General features: G+C 56.1%; 17 protein-coding genes and 2 pseudogenes. 12 read left to right on the top strand and 7 right to left on the bottom strand.

The features are described from left to right. Positions 1-194: 194 nt before the first annotated feature. Positions 195-1,442 (top strand): MFS transporter, encoded by a 1,248-nt coding sequence (locus GTF44_RS21120; protein WP_171563009.1) that lies wholly within the window; start codon positions 195-197, stop codon positions 1,440-1,442. Positions 1,443-1,558: 116 nt separating this feature from the next. On the opposite strand, the gene GTF44_RS21115 is transcribed toward GTF44_RS21120, so the two are convergent. Further along, positions 1,559-1,888, bottom strand: a complete 330-nt coding sequence (locus tag GTF44_RS21115) for a helix-turn-helix transcriptional regulator (protein ID WP_171563011.1) — start codon at positions 1,886-1,888, stop codon at positions 1,559-1,561. A 156-nt stretch (positions 1,889-2,044) separates the two neighbouring features. Continuing rightward, positions 2,045-2,332, bottom strand: a pseudogene (locus tag GTF44_RS21110) (transposase); the annotation flags it as partial. 2 nt (positions 2,333-2,334) lie between these two features. Here GTF44_RS21110 and GTF44_RS22300 point away from each other — a divergent pair. Continuing rightward, positions 2,335-2,540, top strand: a pseudogene (locus GTF44_RS22300) (hypothetical protein); the annotation flags it as partial. Between the two features lie 3 nt (positions 2,541-2,543). Here the strand turns inward: GTF44_RS22300 and GTF44_RS21105 are convergent. Further along, positions 2,544-2,816 (bottom strand): hypothetical protein, encoded by a 273-nt coding sequence (locus GTF44_RS21105; RefSeq protein WP_171584639.1) that lies wholly within the window; start codon positions 2,814-2,816, stop codon positions 2,544-2,546. 481 nt (positions 2,817-3,297) lie between these two features. Here GTF44_RS21105 and GTF44_RS21100 point away from each other — a divergent pair, with 481 nt between their 5' ends. The 6 genes from GTF44_RS21100 (at position 3,298) to GTF44_RS21075 (ending at position 5,976) form a co-directional block, all read left to right on the top strand. Further along, the gene (locus GTF44_RS21100) at positions 3,298-3,822 is read left to right on the top strand and encodes a hypothetical protein (RefSeq protein ID WP_171563208.1); all 525 of its coding nucleotides are present in this window, start codon (positions 3,298-3,300) and stop codon (positions 3,820-3,822) included. Between the two features lie 32 nt (positions 3,823-3,854). Beyond that, positions 3,855-4,010 carry a hypothetical protein gene (locus tag GTF44_RS21095; RefSeq protein WP_171563202.1) on the top strand — a complete coding sequence of 52 codons (156 nt, stop codon included), beginning with the start codon at positions 3,855-3,857 and terminating at the stop codon, positions 4,008-4,010. A 58-nt stretch (positions 4,011-4,068) separates the two neighbouring features. After that, a complete protein-coding gene (locus GTF44_RS21090) occupies positions 4,069-4,344 on the top strand; it encodes a BrnT family toxin (RefSeq protein WP_171563200.1) in 276 nt (91 codons plus the stop codon). After that, a complete protein-coding gene (locus GTF44_RS21085; protein ID WP_171563198.1) occupies positions 4,301-4,555 on the top strand; it encodes a BrnA antitoxin family protein in 255 nt (84 codons plus the stop codon). Before GTF44_RS21090 ends, GTF44_RS21085 begins: the two co-directional genes overlap by 44 nt. 832 nt (positions 4,556-5,387) lie before the next feature. After that, a complete protein-coding gene (locus GTF44_RS21080; protein WP_171563195.1) occupies positions 5,388-5,663 on the top strand; it encodes a type II toxin-antitoxin system RelE/ParE family toxin in 276 nt (91 codons plus the stop codon). Continuing rightward, a complete protein-coding gene (locus GTF44_RS21075) occupies positions 5,635-5,976 on the top strand; it encodes a HigA family addiction module antitoxin (protein WP_253261395.1) in 342 nt (113 codons plus the stop codon). Before GTF44_RS21080 ends, GTF44_RS21075 begins: the two co-directional genes overlap by 29 nt. A 397-nt stretch (positions 5,977-6,373) precedes the next feature. Here the strand turns inward: GTF44_RS21075 and GTF44_RS21070 are convergent, their stop codons facing one another. The 4 genes from GTF44_RS21070 to GTF44_RS21055 form a co-directional block, all read right to left on the bottom strand. Beyond that, positions 6,374-7,105, bottom strand: a complete 732-nt coding sequence (locus tag GTF44_RS21070; protein WP_171563193.1) for a hypothetical protein — start codon at positions 7,103-7,105, stop codon at positions 6,374-6,376. A 286-nt stretch (positions 7,106-7,391) separates the two neighbouring features. Continuing rightward, a complete protein-coding gene (locus tag GTF44_RS21065; protein WP_171563191.1) occupies positions 7,392-7,949 on the bottom strand; it encodes a hypothetical protein in 558 nt (185 codons plus the stop codon). An 11-nt stretch (positions 7,950-7,960) separates the two neighbouring features. Further along, positions 7,961-10,879: a MobF family relaxase gene (mobF, locus tag GTF44_RS21060; RefSeq protein WP_171563189.1), complete on the bottom strand. Its 2,919-nt coding sequence runs from the start codon at positions 10,877-10,879 to the stop codon at positions 7,961-7,963. Between the two features lie 3 nt (positions 10,880-10,882). Continuing rightward, positions 10,883-13,198, bottom strand: a complete 2,316-nt coding sequence (locus GTF44_RS21055; protein WP_171563187.1) for a type IV secretion system DNA-binding domain-containing protein — start codon at positions 13,196-13,198, stop codon at positions 10,883-10,885. An 89-nt stretch (positions 13,199-13,287) separates the two neighbouring features. On the opposite strand from GTF44_RS21055, the gene GTF44_RS21050 reads away from it, so the two are divergent. From GTF44_RS21050 to GTF44_RS21035, 4 genes are all read left to right on the top strand, one after another. Then, complete coding sequence (locus GTF44_RS21050; protein WP_171563185.1) at positions 13,288-13,461, top strand: hypothetical protein; 174 nt, start codon at positions 13,288-13,290, stop codon at positions 13,459-13,461. A gap of 12 nt (positions 13,462-13,473) precedes the next feature. Further along, positions 13,474-13,977 (top strand): DsbA family protein, encoded by a 504-nt coding sequence (locus GTF44_RS21045; protein WP_171563183.1) that lies wholly within the window; start codon positions 13,474-13,476, stop codon positions 13,975-13,977. After that, positions 13,974-14,402 (top strand): hypothetical protein, encoded by a 429-nt coding sequence (locus tag GTF44_RS21040; RefSeq protein ID WP_171563175.1) that lies wholly within the window; start codon positions 13,974-13,976, stop codon positions 14,400-14,402. The genes GTF44_RS21045 and GTF44_RS21040 overlap by 4 nt, the downstream gene beginning before the upstream one ends. Positions 14,403-14,483: 81 nt before the next feature. Beyond that, positions 14,484-14,684, top strand: coding sequence for a hypothetical protein (locus tag GTF44_RS21035; RefSeq protein ID WP_171563172.1), 201 nt, complete (start codon positions 14,484-14,486; stop codon positions 14,682-14,684). Positions 14,685-14,897: the final 213 nt, after the last annotated feature.

Here is a 14,897-nt window from a genome sequence, read left to right as displayed (position 1 = left end):
AAAAATTGAATCAGCGACTTACCTCCCGATCAAGCTCGAGTTTTTCAACGAAATAAGCCCAATTTACCGAATGCTGCACTCTGCCTGAATGGCAGCTTTTCGATCCCAGAAAACAGCTTAGCTAAGCGATATTGACCAGGTACAGATATTTGTCGAAACTGTTCTCAAACACCGTCACGGACGTCCGGGTAACGATGGCCGACAGCCGTGGGGTGCGCATGCAAACAAGCAATATGATCGAATTTGTTTCGGAGAATGCACGCTGGCTTGCAGCGAGTTTCCTGTTGCTCTTTGCGTCGACTTTTGGGCAAACGCTGTTCATCGGGCTTTCAGGTGGTGAAATCCGTGAAACCTATGGCCTGTCCAACGGCGCATTTGGTGCTTGGTATATGGTCGTTACGCTGTCCAGTGCTGCCGTCTTGTCGGTACTGGGCTCTGTTCTGGACACAAGGCCGCTCCAGGCGGTTTTGCTCTGGACCATTCTGCTGCTGGCGACAGGCGCTGCCGCTGTCGGGTTTTCAAATAACTTGGTGGTCCTGATCTGTGGACTCTTTCTGCTCCGCCTCTTTGGGCAAGGGATGATTATTCATGCGTCGTTCACGGCACTTGGCCGATGGTTCAACGAGAAGCGAGGGCGGGCAACTGCGTTGTCGGTTATGGGGTTTAATGCGGGCGAAGCGATCCTACCACTCGCTTTTGTGGCATTTGCGTCCGGGTTGGGTTGGCAAGCCATGTGGATCGCAGTCGCTATATTCCTCGTGATTTGCGTCCTCCCGATTACGCTTGTGCTAGTAAGGGTCGAGCGTTCCCCTGTCGGCGCAAAAACCGCTGACATTATCTGCTCGCGGCGACATTGGACACGCCGTGATGCTCTACGAGACCCTTGTTTCTATCTCCTTAGTCTTGGTTTGCTCGCACCTGTTGCGATTGCAAGCGCAGTATTCTTTCATCAGTCCCATCTTGCTAAAGAACGCGGTTGGGAGGCTCATGTCTTTGCCTCTTCAATCACCGTTTACGCGGTTGTTGCGGTGATCTCCGTTTTACTTGCCGGTGCGCTCATTGACAGGTTTGGGTCATTGAAGATTCTTCCCCTTCATCTGTTGCCGCTTGCCGTTGGGTGCTGGGTGCTCGCATCCGTTGAAGGGCCTTGGTCGATTTTCGCGTTTATGGCCCTCTATGCGGTTGCAGAACCCTGTTCGCTTGCGCTGAGCGGGACGATTTGGCCTCAGATTTATGGAACGCGGCACCTTGGGGCGATCAGAGCGGTACAAGCTGCCGCGCTATCGGTCTTTTCAGCAGTTGGGCCAGGGTTGGCTGGCATCTTGATCGACCTTGGCATTCCGTTGGAAAGGCAGATTAGAGTGATGGGATGGTATTGCCTGCTCATCACGCCATTTCTTTTTCGTGCGGCAAAGCTGGTTGCAGAGCGTGAGACAGCCTAAGCTAAGCAGGATTTAAATGGCCTATCAGAATTTGAAGACCTGCCATTCGTCGGATTGGGGCGAATGGCAACTTCGTCCCGTGTTCAGTCGTCCGAACGTCAGCTTCTGGCTCCTCGCTATGCTATTCGGGTCGTGTTTTCCTTCCGAACCTCACCAGGTGTTTTGCCATACTTTTTCGCGAACGCCCGCGCAAAGCTTGCTGGCTCGGCATAGCCCACCCGCCAGGACACAGTTTCGACATTCAACCCTGCGGACGCGAGGAGCTCATAGGCAATCGCCATGCGCGCATCCGTATAGAGCTGCCGGAAGCTGGTGCCTTCGTCGGTCAACCTTCGTCTCAACGTGCGCTCGGTGACAGCCAGTTTGGCGGCGACGTTCTCGATTTGTTGGTCCGAGCCAATGCTGTCGACGATGGCGTCGCGTACTTGCTGTGACCACTGCGGCAAGGCACCGTCGTGCTGTTCGAGAAGCGCTTTACACTGGTCAGGGCAGAACTGCAGAGAGACGGGATCGGATTTTGGAAGCCATGTGTCGAGAACCTCAGCGGGAAAGATCAGAGCATTTGAAGACTGGAGTTGGAGTTCCCCCGGTTTCGTGGACGGTTATGGGCTTGGGGGTTCCAGCCCTTCAGCGGCGGCCCTTTCGTAGTTGATCGGTGACTTATACCCCAAAGCCGAATGGCGGCGAGAGGTGTTGTACCAGCCTTCGATGAACTCGAAGCAGGCAACACGCGCCTCGGCTTTGGTGCGGAACTTCCGGCGTTCGAGCAGCTCGCATTCGAGGTTGGCGAAGAAGCTCTCGCACATGGCGTTGTCATAACAATCGCCGACCGGTCCCATTGATGGCCTGACGCCCATTTCCTTGCAGCACAGACCGAAGGCGACGGAGGTGTTTGGGCGGATTCAACCGGTCGTCGCAACACCCCTTTGATGGAGGTGTAGATGACAAAACAGGCAGACGAAAGTCCGAGCGTTCCACGCGGGACAAATTAAACTCTCCAGGAAGGCCGCCGTTGAAGCAGGTGTATCTGCGCCCGTCGGAACGCGCTGGTTTCGGAGTTCTGGTGGAATGCCTCCCACACATCTTGCGCCATCGGCACCCTTACGAAAGAACCGTAGCCTTGCGGCCACATGGGCCCGCAACAACAAGGTTCGCCAGATCCTCTTTCGGCCAAACTGGCAGGGCCACGGCAAAGCCGCTCCATTCAAAGCCAACGATGTGATCATTGCGGCCAAGCCGATTGGCGTCTTGATCTTCGGTGGCAATGGCGTTGCGATAAACCTTGGTCAAAAGGCCAAAACGAAAGGCATCAAGGTCGGCGAGTTCACCGCTGAGTGAGCAAAACAATGGACGGTCCTGCAAAGGGCCGTCCATTTTCCATGTCTCAGATAAGAGTTGAACCCAGATCACATCGGATGGCACCGAAGCTTCAGTGGAGACTCTTGCTTGAGGCAAGGATCACGTCAATGGTTCAGACAGATTGGCCTCCGCTGACGCTCTGGCAAATCTGACGATTTTTGATTTTGCTGCGCCGCCATGAGAGGCGGCTGCGCTTGTTTTCCGATCGTCGGGTGGCCGACGATTTCCCTTAGCAGATTCACGCTGGCTCACAACCGCGCAAGCGCGGTCCTCCTCTGCGTTCCGGCCCCAAGGGGTGTTCACCAGCCTGAATCAGCACAGTCAATCTTTCACCGGCCCCCCTCTGCGCCGGAAAAACGCGGGAAGGGGGACAGACAACAGATGGCAGTGCAGAACAGGCCGTTTCCTTGGCCTGTTTGAAAGGGCTCTCCAAGCGGATAGCATCTGGCGTTGCACAACACGGAACCGAAAGAAGCAAAACCATGGAGCAAGCAGAATGAACCAGGTCGCAAAAGCAAACCGCCGACTGTGGAAGTCCGCGCAGCTCTACATCGGCTTTCACACCGATCCGCAGGGCAACGTGCGCAATCAGCCGAAGGTCTGGCCGCCGAAAAACGCGAACGCGACGATCCACGGCGACCCAAAGGTACAGGAGGCGTTCTTGGAGGTGCGTGCCGAGGACAGATCAACCACGCGGGATGTTCAGATTAAGTTGCAGTCAGACAAAATCGTGCTGCGACGCGATAGCGACGATATCGGCTGGGAAGGCATTGTCGTTGAGGATGACTCCGTCGCGATCCGCGTCAATGGCGCATGGGTGCGGGTCAAGGTCGATGGTGCGATCACGCGCCAAACGGACGAAGATACCACTTACATCGAGGCGGACGGTTCCATCTTGAAGATGACGGAATATGCCGAAGCCATGATGTCAGGCGATGGCGTGGAACTGTCACGCCGCACGCCTGACAACATCGCCGCGATCACCGAAGACGGGGTTGTTGCGCGTTCCAAGGATCGGTAGCCGCATTTCACCGGGCCGCTGAGGGAAAGCCGATGTCTACAAAACCGATTGTCAGGATCGCTTGCGATGCAATGCAGTTTTTCGAAATCGACTTGCCGGATGGAGTCGACCCGGAAACCTACGCCGATTCAGACGAAACCCGCGCGCAGTTTGCCGATTTGGTTTCGTCTCTGGAAACCATCAATTAGGCTAATTATTGTAGTAACAAGTATTGCGCCTTGACTCCATTTAGTGTAGTAACAATATATGAAGATCGAATATGACCCAGCAAAACGCCAGACGACCCTTGAAGCTCGCGGTTTGGATATGGCGCAAGCCGGGGAAGTGTTTGAGGACGCACGTATAACGGTTGAAGATGACCGCCGCGACTATGGCGAAACACGCAACATCACCATCGGGTTCTTAGGTGGTCGAATGGTTGTTGTGGCTTGGACGCCGCGCGGCACGTCGCATCGAGTTATCAGCATGAGGAAAGCCAATGACCGAGAGCAAAAAACATACGGCCCCGTACTTGGGCGATGAAGCTGACGACGATCTGCCGGACCTGTCGCAACCCTATTGGACTGAAAAGTTGGCCAAGGCCCCGGTTTCACGCGGCAGGCCCAAAGCCGAAGTCACCAAGGTTTCTACAACCATCCGTTTGGACCCTGAAGTATTGGAGGCGTTTAAAGCCGATGGCAAAGGCTGGCAAAGCCGAATGAATGAAGCACTGCGAAAGGCGGCGGGTCTGTGATGACCCGGCTTTATCATCGGGTCTATCTGGTTGGTTACAGTGGTTGGATAATGCCTCGGCCATTTCGCCGCGTTACTGCCCGGTCCCAAGTTCATCGGGCATGGCTCAGCGGTTGCGATGGCTGCTTTGTTGAGGCGGGCACGCACTACGGCCCAGCAAATCCCTATCCAAACTAACCAGCTCAACCGCTGGCCTGCCTTCTCAATTGAACCGGTGGTGAATGTTGAGAGCACGGGAGGGGCGCGCGCCTTGGCCCCTTCCTTATTTTCATAGTCGCTTCGCTGCCTTGAAAATATAGTCAGGCCCCCCCCTACGCCGGGCGCGCGCCCCATTCGCGCAAGCGCGAACTGATTGCATCAGACTGCTTGTCGGCGGCACCGGTGTTCTTCCATCAACAAGCCGTCTTGTCGGGCGACTTTGCGCGGGCGGGATCTTGGTCCGATGTGCCCAATGCGCCGTGCAGCTCATCAGCTGTCAATCAGTCGCGCACCTCATTTAGCCGGAGCTGTCACGCCTCCCAAGGGGCTTTCGCGGCATAAGCTGCGCGCGCGCAAGCGCGTGCTCGTTATTCCACGGTCCCCTTGTGCGCCGCGCCATCTCCGTCACATGAGGATTGACGCGCAACTGATCCGACGGCTGACGAGCAAGCCAGACGAGGCGCACCCTGGCCGCTGTCCTGACAAAGCGGCCGCAAGCGGCCACGATTTTTGTTTGGCCCCCCAAAGGGGGGCCGGCGCGCTCCCTCACCTCGGGCATCAAAGCAAGACCGAGAAATTCAGAATTAGTGTAGTCCATCTGTTGACATGTGTAAGCTGTTAGGCTACACTAATTCATGATCAAGAGCTTCAACAATAAGCAGCTAAAAGCACTCTGGGAAACCGGGAAATCAAAGATTGATGCGCGTTTGCACAAGCGGATTTTACGACGCCTTGATGCATTGGAAGCATCAGTGCGGCCAGAAGATATGAACCTGCCGGGTTTTAATTTTCACGCCCTCAAAGGCTTTGATCCAACGCGCTACACCGTTCACGTAAACGGACCATGGTGCATTACGTTTGTGTTCGAAGATGGCGATGCCCATGTCGTTGATTTTGAGCAGTATCACTGAGAAGGAGATGATGATGACCCGTGACCCGAAACGATGCCCGACGCATCCCGGCGAGCTTTTGCGCGAGGATGTCATACCTGCAACCAAGCGGTCAAAATCAGAGATCGCAAAGCTACTTGGTGTGTCGCGCCAACATTTGCATGACGTTCTGGCCGAGCGGAAGCCGGTAAGCCCGGAATTTGCTGTGCGTCTGGGTAAGTTATTTGGGAACGACGCCGGTTTGTGGATCAGGATGCAGGGTGCATATGATGAATGGAATGCTTCCAGAACTGTTGATGTGTCAAATATTCCAACTGTCGCTGCTGCAGAGTGAAGCAACAGTAGCAGTCAGCGAAACAATTGAGGCTATGGGCTGATAAACCAGTGGTGAATGTTGAGAGCACGGAAGGGGCGCGCGCGCCATTCGCGCAAGCGCGAACTGATTGCATCAGACTGCTTGTCGGCAGCGCCGATGTTCTTCCGTCAACAAGCCGTCTTGTCGGGCGGTTTTGCGCGACCGATCCGACGGCTGATGAGCAAGCCAGACGAGACGCACCCTGGCCGCTGTCCTGACAAAGCGGCCGCAAGCGGCCACGACTTTTTGTTTGGCCCCCCAAAGGGGGGCCGGTGCGCTCCCTCACCTCGGGCATCAAAGCAAGACCGAAAAGGAAAGTTGAAAGGGGTCAGGGGATAGGTCGGCAGGCGGGTCAGCATGACCCCAGAAATAGGGGTCAATCTGACGCCCTCCGAACCGGGAAAATCTCGGCCATGGCCGAGACATATTCGGCGCGTGTAATCGTCGCCCGATTATCGGCAAATCCGTGGTAGTAAGACCGGCCGGACGCCAGTGGCAGACCAGCCCAGACCGCGGCCAGCTGATCCATGAAACGGTCCCGCGAGATGCGTCCATTGATGAAGTCCGAGTAGCCGGCCTCTTCGACCAAGTAGCGCCCCATCATGTCTTGCGTCCGGCGATCATAAAGCGTGTCGCCAGACAGACCCAAAGCACGTACCACCCGATTGAAGGTCTCGGGGATGATCTGGTTGCGACCGATGGCATGGGGTTGTCCCGGAGTGGCGTGAACCCAAGCAACGATCTCTGCGATGGTCATCTGACTGGGCGGCTTGGGCGGCCGGATGGTCGCACGGTGATGCACGCTGTCGTAGCCGTGAACCGGACTCTCCGCTTGGCTGATCAGAGTGAGCAGGCGGTCCATCTGCGGCCCTTGGCTCTGCCGGACGGCGCGGACGAAGGGCACGACCCGGCGCGTTGGTTCGTCGGTTGCAGACGGCCCGGTTGCCGTGGCCGAGGCGGAGGAGAACCGATCAGCTGACGACCAACCCGCGCCGCTGGCAACAGGCCCCCAGCCCTCAGCTACAAGCGGTGAAGTGATGGCTGCATTGATGACCAGCAGCTGAGCGGCAGTCCCAAACCGTTGCGCGATTTTGGAAGCAGTGGCCAAACAGGTGTGGATGATAGGCGGGAGCAGGAGGGGTTTCGGTCCTGCGGCCCGATCAGAACGGCACACCTGACGCAGCTGAAGCTGCAGGGCCGTTTCGCTCAATAAAATAAGGGGTTTGAAAGGAAAAATTGAGATAATCCACTGTACGACAGAACTTTTACCTTTTATCTTCAACAGGTTACGTTTTTGCCTGCCAATTCGTGCCATGCCTGTGGCACGGCGTGGCAGGCCACGTGGCACGATATGGCACGAATTTTGGGGATTCTGAAAGCGCTGCATGGTCGGCCTATCGCTCCGTTCCGCCACGTTCCGGCTGGGGCTTTGTGTGTGTTGCCTCTTCTTCCACGATGGTCAGCCGTTCCTCTTCGGCGCGTCCGATCGCGTTTTGAACCTGCATCTGGCGGGACCTTTTCTGGTCCTGGACGAGGGATGAGAGAGCGGCGAGCTGCGTCCCGAATTCCTTCTCGATGTCCTGAAGGCGAGCATGCAGACGATCGCGTTCGGCACCGTCACTCAGATGGCTGCCAACCATGGTGCTGATATGGATGAGCAGTTTTTCGAACTCTCTGGTGCGATGATCGATCATGTCTGTGAGATGTGTCACTGAGTCCGATGTGCTGGACAGTGCCGAAGAAAGCGCGCTGTTGATTTCGAGAAGACGTGACACCGTTTGGGTGTTTGAGGCAGCTTGGGTTTCGAGATGCGCGACACGATCCGCAGTCTGCAGAAGGCGCGCAATCTCGAGATCGAGAGCCGTCGGGGTTTGTTCAGACTGTCGGTCGAGAAGATCCGTGGCAACAGGACCGAGCTTGATACGGTAGCCGGGTTTGGTGTTGTTGGGCATTGCTGGGTTTCCTATCGGGAGCGCTCGTCACGCTGTTTTTGGTCCTGGGTCATGCTGGCGATAAAACGATCAGCGAAGCTCATTTGAGCGTCCTTCGACTTGTCATCCTGATCGTGATCCTTGGGCACTTTCTCGGGCTGCTTTTTGTCCGGTTTTCCGACCTGAATATCGCGCTCGTGTTGACGGGCTTCATCGCGGTCCTTGGCGGGTGTTTTGGTGCCGGATTTTGCTTCGTCGCGTTGTGCGGCAAGCGCCTCCAGAGAGTTCATCCGTTCACCGGTTTCATCGGCAATTTTGGATGCCAGTTTGTCGACGCGGTCGGTCACCAAATGGATCGTGTCGCGCATCCGGGACAGCGCCACGTAGAAGCTCTTCTGAGTGGTGAGCTGTTCGGTGGAGGACATCCCCAGCAGAACCCGATCGACCGTGCTTCCCTGGAAGTCATGAGCGGTCGAGGCGTAGGCCAGTTGCATCCCGCGGGCGGCCAAGCTGTCGGTAGGGATGGACAGTTCATCACCGTCTTTTGTCACAACAGTGAATCTGTCTCTGCCGACTGATTTGAGGTAGCCTTCGGCTGAGTTGAAGATCCCATGTTCACGATCGGTGATCTTGAACTTGACCGCGTCGCCAACATGGAAGTCCTGCTTGTCCGCAGAGAACACAGCGAGCTTGTGGGCATCGGTGCTACCATATGCGAGGCTGAGTGTGATGGTTTGTTGGTCAGGGGATTGGAGGTGAAGTTTTTGGTCTTCGCGCGCAATGCTGGTGACAGTGTAAAGGACGTTGGCCGTCATCGGAGACTGGGAGGAGGCGACCGGTGCAACGACGATGTCGCCGACCTTGTAGCTGCCGATTTCCCGGGCCTCCGCCTGGCTAAAATTGCGCGGGACGAGTGAAGAGACTTCCACAGCGTCCTGCCCAATGAGGTTCGCGTCTCTGAGCTGTCCCTGGATCTGTTCGTTGACATCCTTGCGCAGGGCGTTGGTGAGGACAATGAGACCGGTCCCGGCGCGTTGTTCAGGCGTCATTGCCATGTACGTATCGGCCATCCGTGTCGCGATTTCATTGCGAACGTCGGCCAGCTTGCCGGCGCCAACTTCTGTCAGTTGATTGACTCCGGCCATGGCGGTCTTGATATCACCGGCGATGGCCGAGAGGACAACTGAGCGGCCTTCATCTGTCCGTTGCCGTTGAATGTCCGTCATAAGTGCAGTTGGCATGCCGGCATCCTGAAGCGCACGGAACGCCGATCCTGCACCGACGGCTTCAAGCTGTTTCACATCGCCAATGAGAACCACTTTGGCGTAGTCTTGCGCGGACGCCATCTTGAGAACCCGATTCATGGAGTCTGATGAGAGCATCGAGGCTTCATCAACGGCCAGGATGGTTTTGGATTTGTCGCCAAGATTTGCGCCGTTCTCATGGCGAACCAATGCGCTCTCAACCGTGGACGCGACGGGTAAAGCTTCGTTCAAGGCGGTGACGGCTTTGTGCGACGGGGCCAAGCCTTCAATCTCATAGCCGCGGGCCTGGGCCATCCGAAGGGCCGTCTCAAGCATGTAGGTCTTGCCGGTGCCGGCATAGCCTTGAACTGCAGTCACATAGGAGGTTGCAGACAGAACCATGCCGACGGCGTCTTTTTGGCCAGCGGTTAAGGTTGTCTCCGACAGTTTCTTAGCAATCGCAGAGTCGGATGAACGCTGGGCAAGAACTTGCATCTTCGTTCGGAGATCCAATACCGCTTCACCAATACGGGTGCGCATGAGGTTCTTGTTTTCGGTCTCAAGACGGATGTTCTCAACGTCTGTGTAGAAGCGGCCTTCCTTGAGATCGACGGGATAGAGGATCCGGTCTTTGACCCATTCCTTGAGTTCTGCTGCCGCCGCTTTTTCGGTGACGCCAGGCGCGAACTTCATCGCGGTCATCAGCAGGTCTTTTTCGGCATAGACCGCCTCCCGTTCGGAGTGGTGCGCAATCGCGAACTCAACAGCATCACCTGCGGACTTTTCGCGGGCCTCAAACGATGGTTGCTGGTGGCGCGATGCTTCACGAAGAGTCTGCTGAAGATCTATGTTGAGGGACTTCACCTCTGCCGCCCAGGCAGCACGAAGTTCTGACCGCTGGACAGGCTGTTTTGCGGATCGCGTCGCCAATGCGGCCAGGGAACTCGCAACAGCTGTCGGCTCATAATTCTTGTCTTTGAGAGCCTGTTCGATTTCTTCGCGCCGTTTTGAGAAGGTGTCCACAAGCTCCTGCGGAACCCCCTTGATGTCGAAGAGACCCTTGTCCAAGGCTTTGGTTTCGTATCCGAGGTCCTGCAGGTTCTGAGCCAAGGCTGATCGATAAATCTGACCCAGGAGCATCTTTCCGTTGTAGAGGGCTTCATTTGAGAGGGATCGGAAGTCGCCGTTGCTGTCTTTGACCATGTTGGCAATGACAGCATGGGTATGCAGCTGAGGATCGAGCGCGCGCGATGTGTCATGCTGAAACAATCCCGCAATGATTTTGCAACCGGTTTCAGTCCGGACCTGCCCGTTCACGTATCTTCGTGTTTGAACGAGATTGGCCTCGGCATAATCGAGCGCAGTTTTGACGGCGTCGGTGTGCGCTTTGAGGATCCGTGTATCGCCGCCGACGAGCGCCGCTATGGAGACCGCCTTTGGTGCGGAGAAGGTCAGATCAATGCCGGGTCTGTGCTCACGTTCGCCATCCCGGTATCTGCCAAGCGTCCTGCCGTCTGGTGTTTGGCCATCCAGAATGGCGGTAAAGCGGTCATCCGAGAAACTGTCCGTCAGGCCCGCTTCTTCAGCGGCCTTTCCGTAAAACTGGGATGATTTCTCGGCATCATTGCTGCCTTCCAGATAGTAGCCTTCGGCCTTGTAGTATCCGCTGGAGGCGTGGCCAGAAGACACATTTGACATGGAAAGCATGGATCAAGCCCCAGATGGCGTCTCTGGGGACCAGCCGCTCGGTAACGGTAGATTGGCTTGTGGCGGTTCAGCTGGGCTCGTGGCTTTTGTATCGCGGGCGTGCGCCTCGGTTTGGAGGGCAGGGAGGTCGTCATCGTCGTGATTCGCGTGGGCAAACAAATCGGCTTCGAGTTGCAACTGATCAGATTCAGGGCCGTCATACCGTGGCGGCATTGGACCTTCCGTCCTTACAACGGCATCGGATCCAGCATCAGCTGTCTCGACTGCAGCGTCGTCATTCTCGGGCGGGCAAATGGGCGCGTTCTTCATCAAGCCCTCACCCAGTGGGACGACCGGATGGATGTTTTCAGGGCGGGTGCCGGCGTTGAAGCGGCTCTTAAAGTGATCAAAGTAGACCTTGTATTCAGAGCACGGTTCAGTGGCATCGGAGGGGAATTCGCTGGCATCGCAGTCAAAGCGCCAGCCGCACCATTGGTGGAAGGCACGGACAATCTCAACGATCTTTGCGGGATCTTCCTTTGGTGGCTTAGCCTTCGGTTCGTCGTATTCAGCAAACCCAGGAGCGTTCCCCATGTAAGGAAGAAACCGCGGTTGGATTTCATCCAAGAAGACTTGTTTCATATCGACCATAGCGGTCGGTGAATCGTAGGCGAATTTGACCGCGGCTCTGTGCTGGGGAAGGCTTTGTATCTCTGCAGGCGAGATGATGGCGCGTTCAACACGTTGCTGCGTAAAGCCAACGCCGTCACGCGCCTCGTGGGCACCGACACTGATATTGGTGTTCGATTCCCACTTGTCCTGGTTGCCAAGCATCTCTGAACAGAGCTTTGCCGTCCGGAAATCCGGGGTGTTGAAAACAATCCGGTTGTTGACCGTCCCGGAAATTGTCTGAGCGGCTTCGCGTCCGTAAATGTCTTCAAGCTGGCTGTACACCTGGTACCCGAGGACGAAGGCCCCGCCGAACTGGCGGATCTCAGCCAGCGAGCTGATCAGGAAGGGCAGACGGTTGAGGGTAGGGACCTCGTCCATGAAGAAGTAACAGCGTGGCTCACTTGCGGGCCCCATCCCCATCAAAGCGTTGGCAGAAATCTCAAGCATCGTCGAAATGATGTTGCGCGTCGCAGCAGCGTGTTCAGCATCGCCGGTCAGGAAGAGGAACGACGGATCGTCAGATTTCATCCACTCACGGATAGAAAATGCCTCTGCGTCATCGCGGAGATATTCAAGAAAGCGCAGCTCTGAGATCAAGTTCGCGCGAATACTTTGCGCCGTTTTGACGATGTCTTCGTTGAAGAAGTGAGAGCCAGGCGTTCCGGCAAGGAGTTTGGCCAGAACGTCTGAGTCGAGATGCAGCAGATGCTGGATCAGAGATTTCACGGTGCGACGCTTGGTTTTGTAGAGTTCCCGCGCTGCATAGTCGAAGACAATCCGCGCGGCTTGAGACCAAAACGGGTCACTCGCCGCGCCGCGATGCTCAGGGATCATCACGTCGCCAAGCTGGGTGAAGGACGCAGCATCAAGAACGTCATCGAACGGGTTCCAGGATGACGAGCGGTCATCAAACGGGTTTATGAGAAAATCTGTCGTTTCATCATAGAAACGCGACACAAACCCACCCATACGATCATAGATAATGGCCTTTCCGCCGTTCTCGCGGATGATGGAAAGCATCTCGATCATGGCGTTGGTTTTACCCACACCAACCGTCCCATTGAGCATCGTCTGTGCTTCTACAGCATCGGGTGGAAACGGAATGCTGGCGATCGTCAAGGGCTTGGCGGTCTTCCGACCTTTGTGTTTCTTTTTATACTTGCGCCATTTGAGAGCGCTCCACGCGTTGAGTTCCGAGGCTGAGACAAGCCTGGCGCCACGCACGAACTCGTCCTCCTGAATGCGGTTGCCGGTCTTGACGAAGATCAGCAAGGAGACCAGGCCAAGGAGAATGGCAGGGATGGCAGCAAGGCGGGCTGAGCTATGGAACGTGTAAAAGAAGCCATCACGGATCCGCCGATACTCGATGTTCCGATAGAGTTGGATGGCAGGAACGGTGACGGTCTTTCCATCTAGAGTCTTGAAAGTGTAGGGCCTGTCGAAACCGTTTTGTCCAACGACGCCGCGTTCGGCCAACTCATAGTAGAAAGCGATGCGCATCTCGCTTGGGTTGTAAGCCCGTGCCAATAGGAAAACGAAGCTGCAGACGTAGATCAGCGCTCCAACGACCGTCGCAAACCGCAGGACCTGCCATCCCATCCGCCACCAATGCTGCGCCGTCTGGCCGCCACGAATGAGTGTTGAAGCGGAGCTTACTGTCTTGGCCATTATGAAACCCCGAAAAAATGATGTACTTATGGCTAGATTAGTTCATAAAACAGTTTAGAAAAAGATGTGACACTGCTTGAGATGAAAAAATGCGTCATTTGATTCTTCTGGTTGCCATGCTCGCCGGGTTGCCGCTTGCGGCGCAGGAAGACTTCGATCAGCGCGTCATGGAAGCCATCCTGAACAACCCGGAGGTTGTCTTGCTGGCGATCCAGAAACTGGAGGTGGAACGCGAGAGGGCAGAGGCGGCGTTTCAGACGTAACAGATTGACCAGGTGCGGGAGGACCTGTTTGGCGACGACCCTGACATCCTTCTGGTGGAATTCTTTGACTACCGTTGCGGATACTGCGCGCAGAGCGCATCCCATATGCAAACGCTCCCCCACCACCTGACAGAAAGGGTGCGCCTGATTGAGTTCCCAATCCTGGGACAGGAATCCAACGATATCGCCAAGGTGTCGATCGCCGTCCGAAACGTGGAAGGCGATGCCGCATATCGGCGTTTCCACTACGCGGTGTTCGATGCCGCCGGACGCATTGATGGCACCGAGAGCGCCTTGAGGCTGGTCGAAAGCCTTGGCCTAGACGCGGAAGCGGTCGCTGATGAAGCGCAGTCCAGCGAGGTCGCCGCACAGATCCTGCACAACCAGCGCCTCGCATCCACTCTGGGCATCAGAGACACACCCACGTTCGTTGGGCGTGATCAGATCCACGATGGGCTGCTGAACCCCGAAGAACTGGTTGAAATTCTCGATACTGAAAAGGACGAAGCTCGATGAAGCCGACAACTATACTGATATCCGCCGCGGCACTGGCAGGTTGCGTAAACACCGGCCAGTCCTTGCCGACAATTGGTCAATCGACAACTGATCCAGCGACACTAACGCTCAGCTGCGATGAACTGACCACGAGGAACAACAACATCACAGCCAGACTACAGGAGCTTGAAGCTGAGCAAAAACGTACAGCACGCACCAGGGCGATAACCAACACTGTTGTTGATGTTGGGCTCGGCGCTGTTATGGGCGCGGGAATGCAGGGTGGCCTGACTGGAATGCGGACCGCATCCGCCACGGTGCAGGGGATAAATACGGTGCGTAGCGCGGAGCAAGCCCGAGGGTCCCTGGTCAATGTGACAGACACAGTGGCGCTTGCGCAGCGCTCGGCGGAACTGCAGCGCACCTACGTAGAAAAGGGCTGTTGATCCGTGCCGTGCGCATTTGAAGGGCTGTCGGTGGGGAAGGTGCTTTCGTCATCGTTGATGTGCCGATGAGGAGTCTCGCGCATGGCAAAAAGACGGGAGCGCTCGGCATTGCCGGATCGCAGATTGACGGAGACCCGCAAGGTCGAGACCGCCCAGGGTCAAACGGTGTTCCTGTCGGTCGGTTATGACCCCGCGCAACCAAACGCGCCGAAAGAGGTCTTCTATTCATCGGGCTTCAAGTCTGGATCGATGTTGGAGTTTCAGGCGCAAGCCCCTCCATAACTTTTGCCTATCCAAATATAGTATTGTGATATTTCCGGAGAGAGCGGGCGGGTTCTAATCCTGGCCCAGGATCCCATTTATTGGCCCCGAATGCTCGATGAAATAGTCAGCAATATCCGAAATAGAACCAGCCTGTTACTTGCGGGTCAATTAACTGCGCCGTATCATCGGTTCATCGGTTCATCGGTTCATCGGTTCATCGGTTCATCGGTT

The organism is Roseobacter sp. HKCCD6576-2 (assembly GCF_013179285.1).
GTDB classification, from domain to species: Bacteria; Pseudomonadota; Alphaproteobacteria; order Rhodobacterales; family Rhodobacteraceae; genus Rhodophyticola; species Rhodophyticola oceani.
Note: the sequence above shows the minus strand (reverse complement) of the source record. Positions and strands in the feature narration are given on the sequence as shown.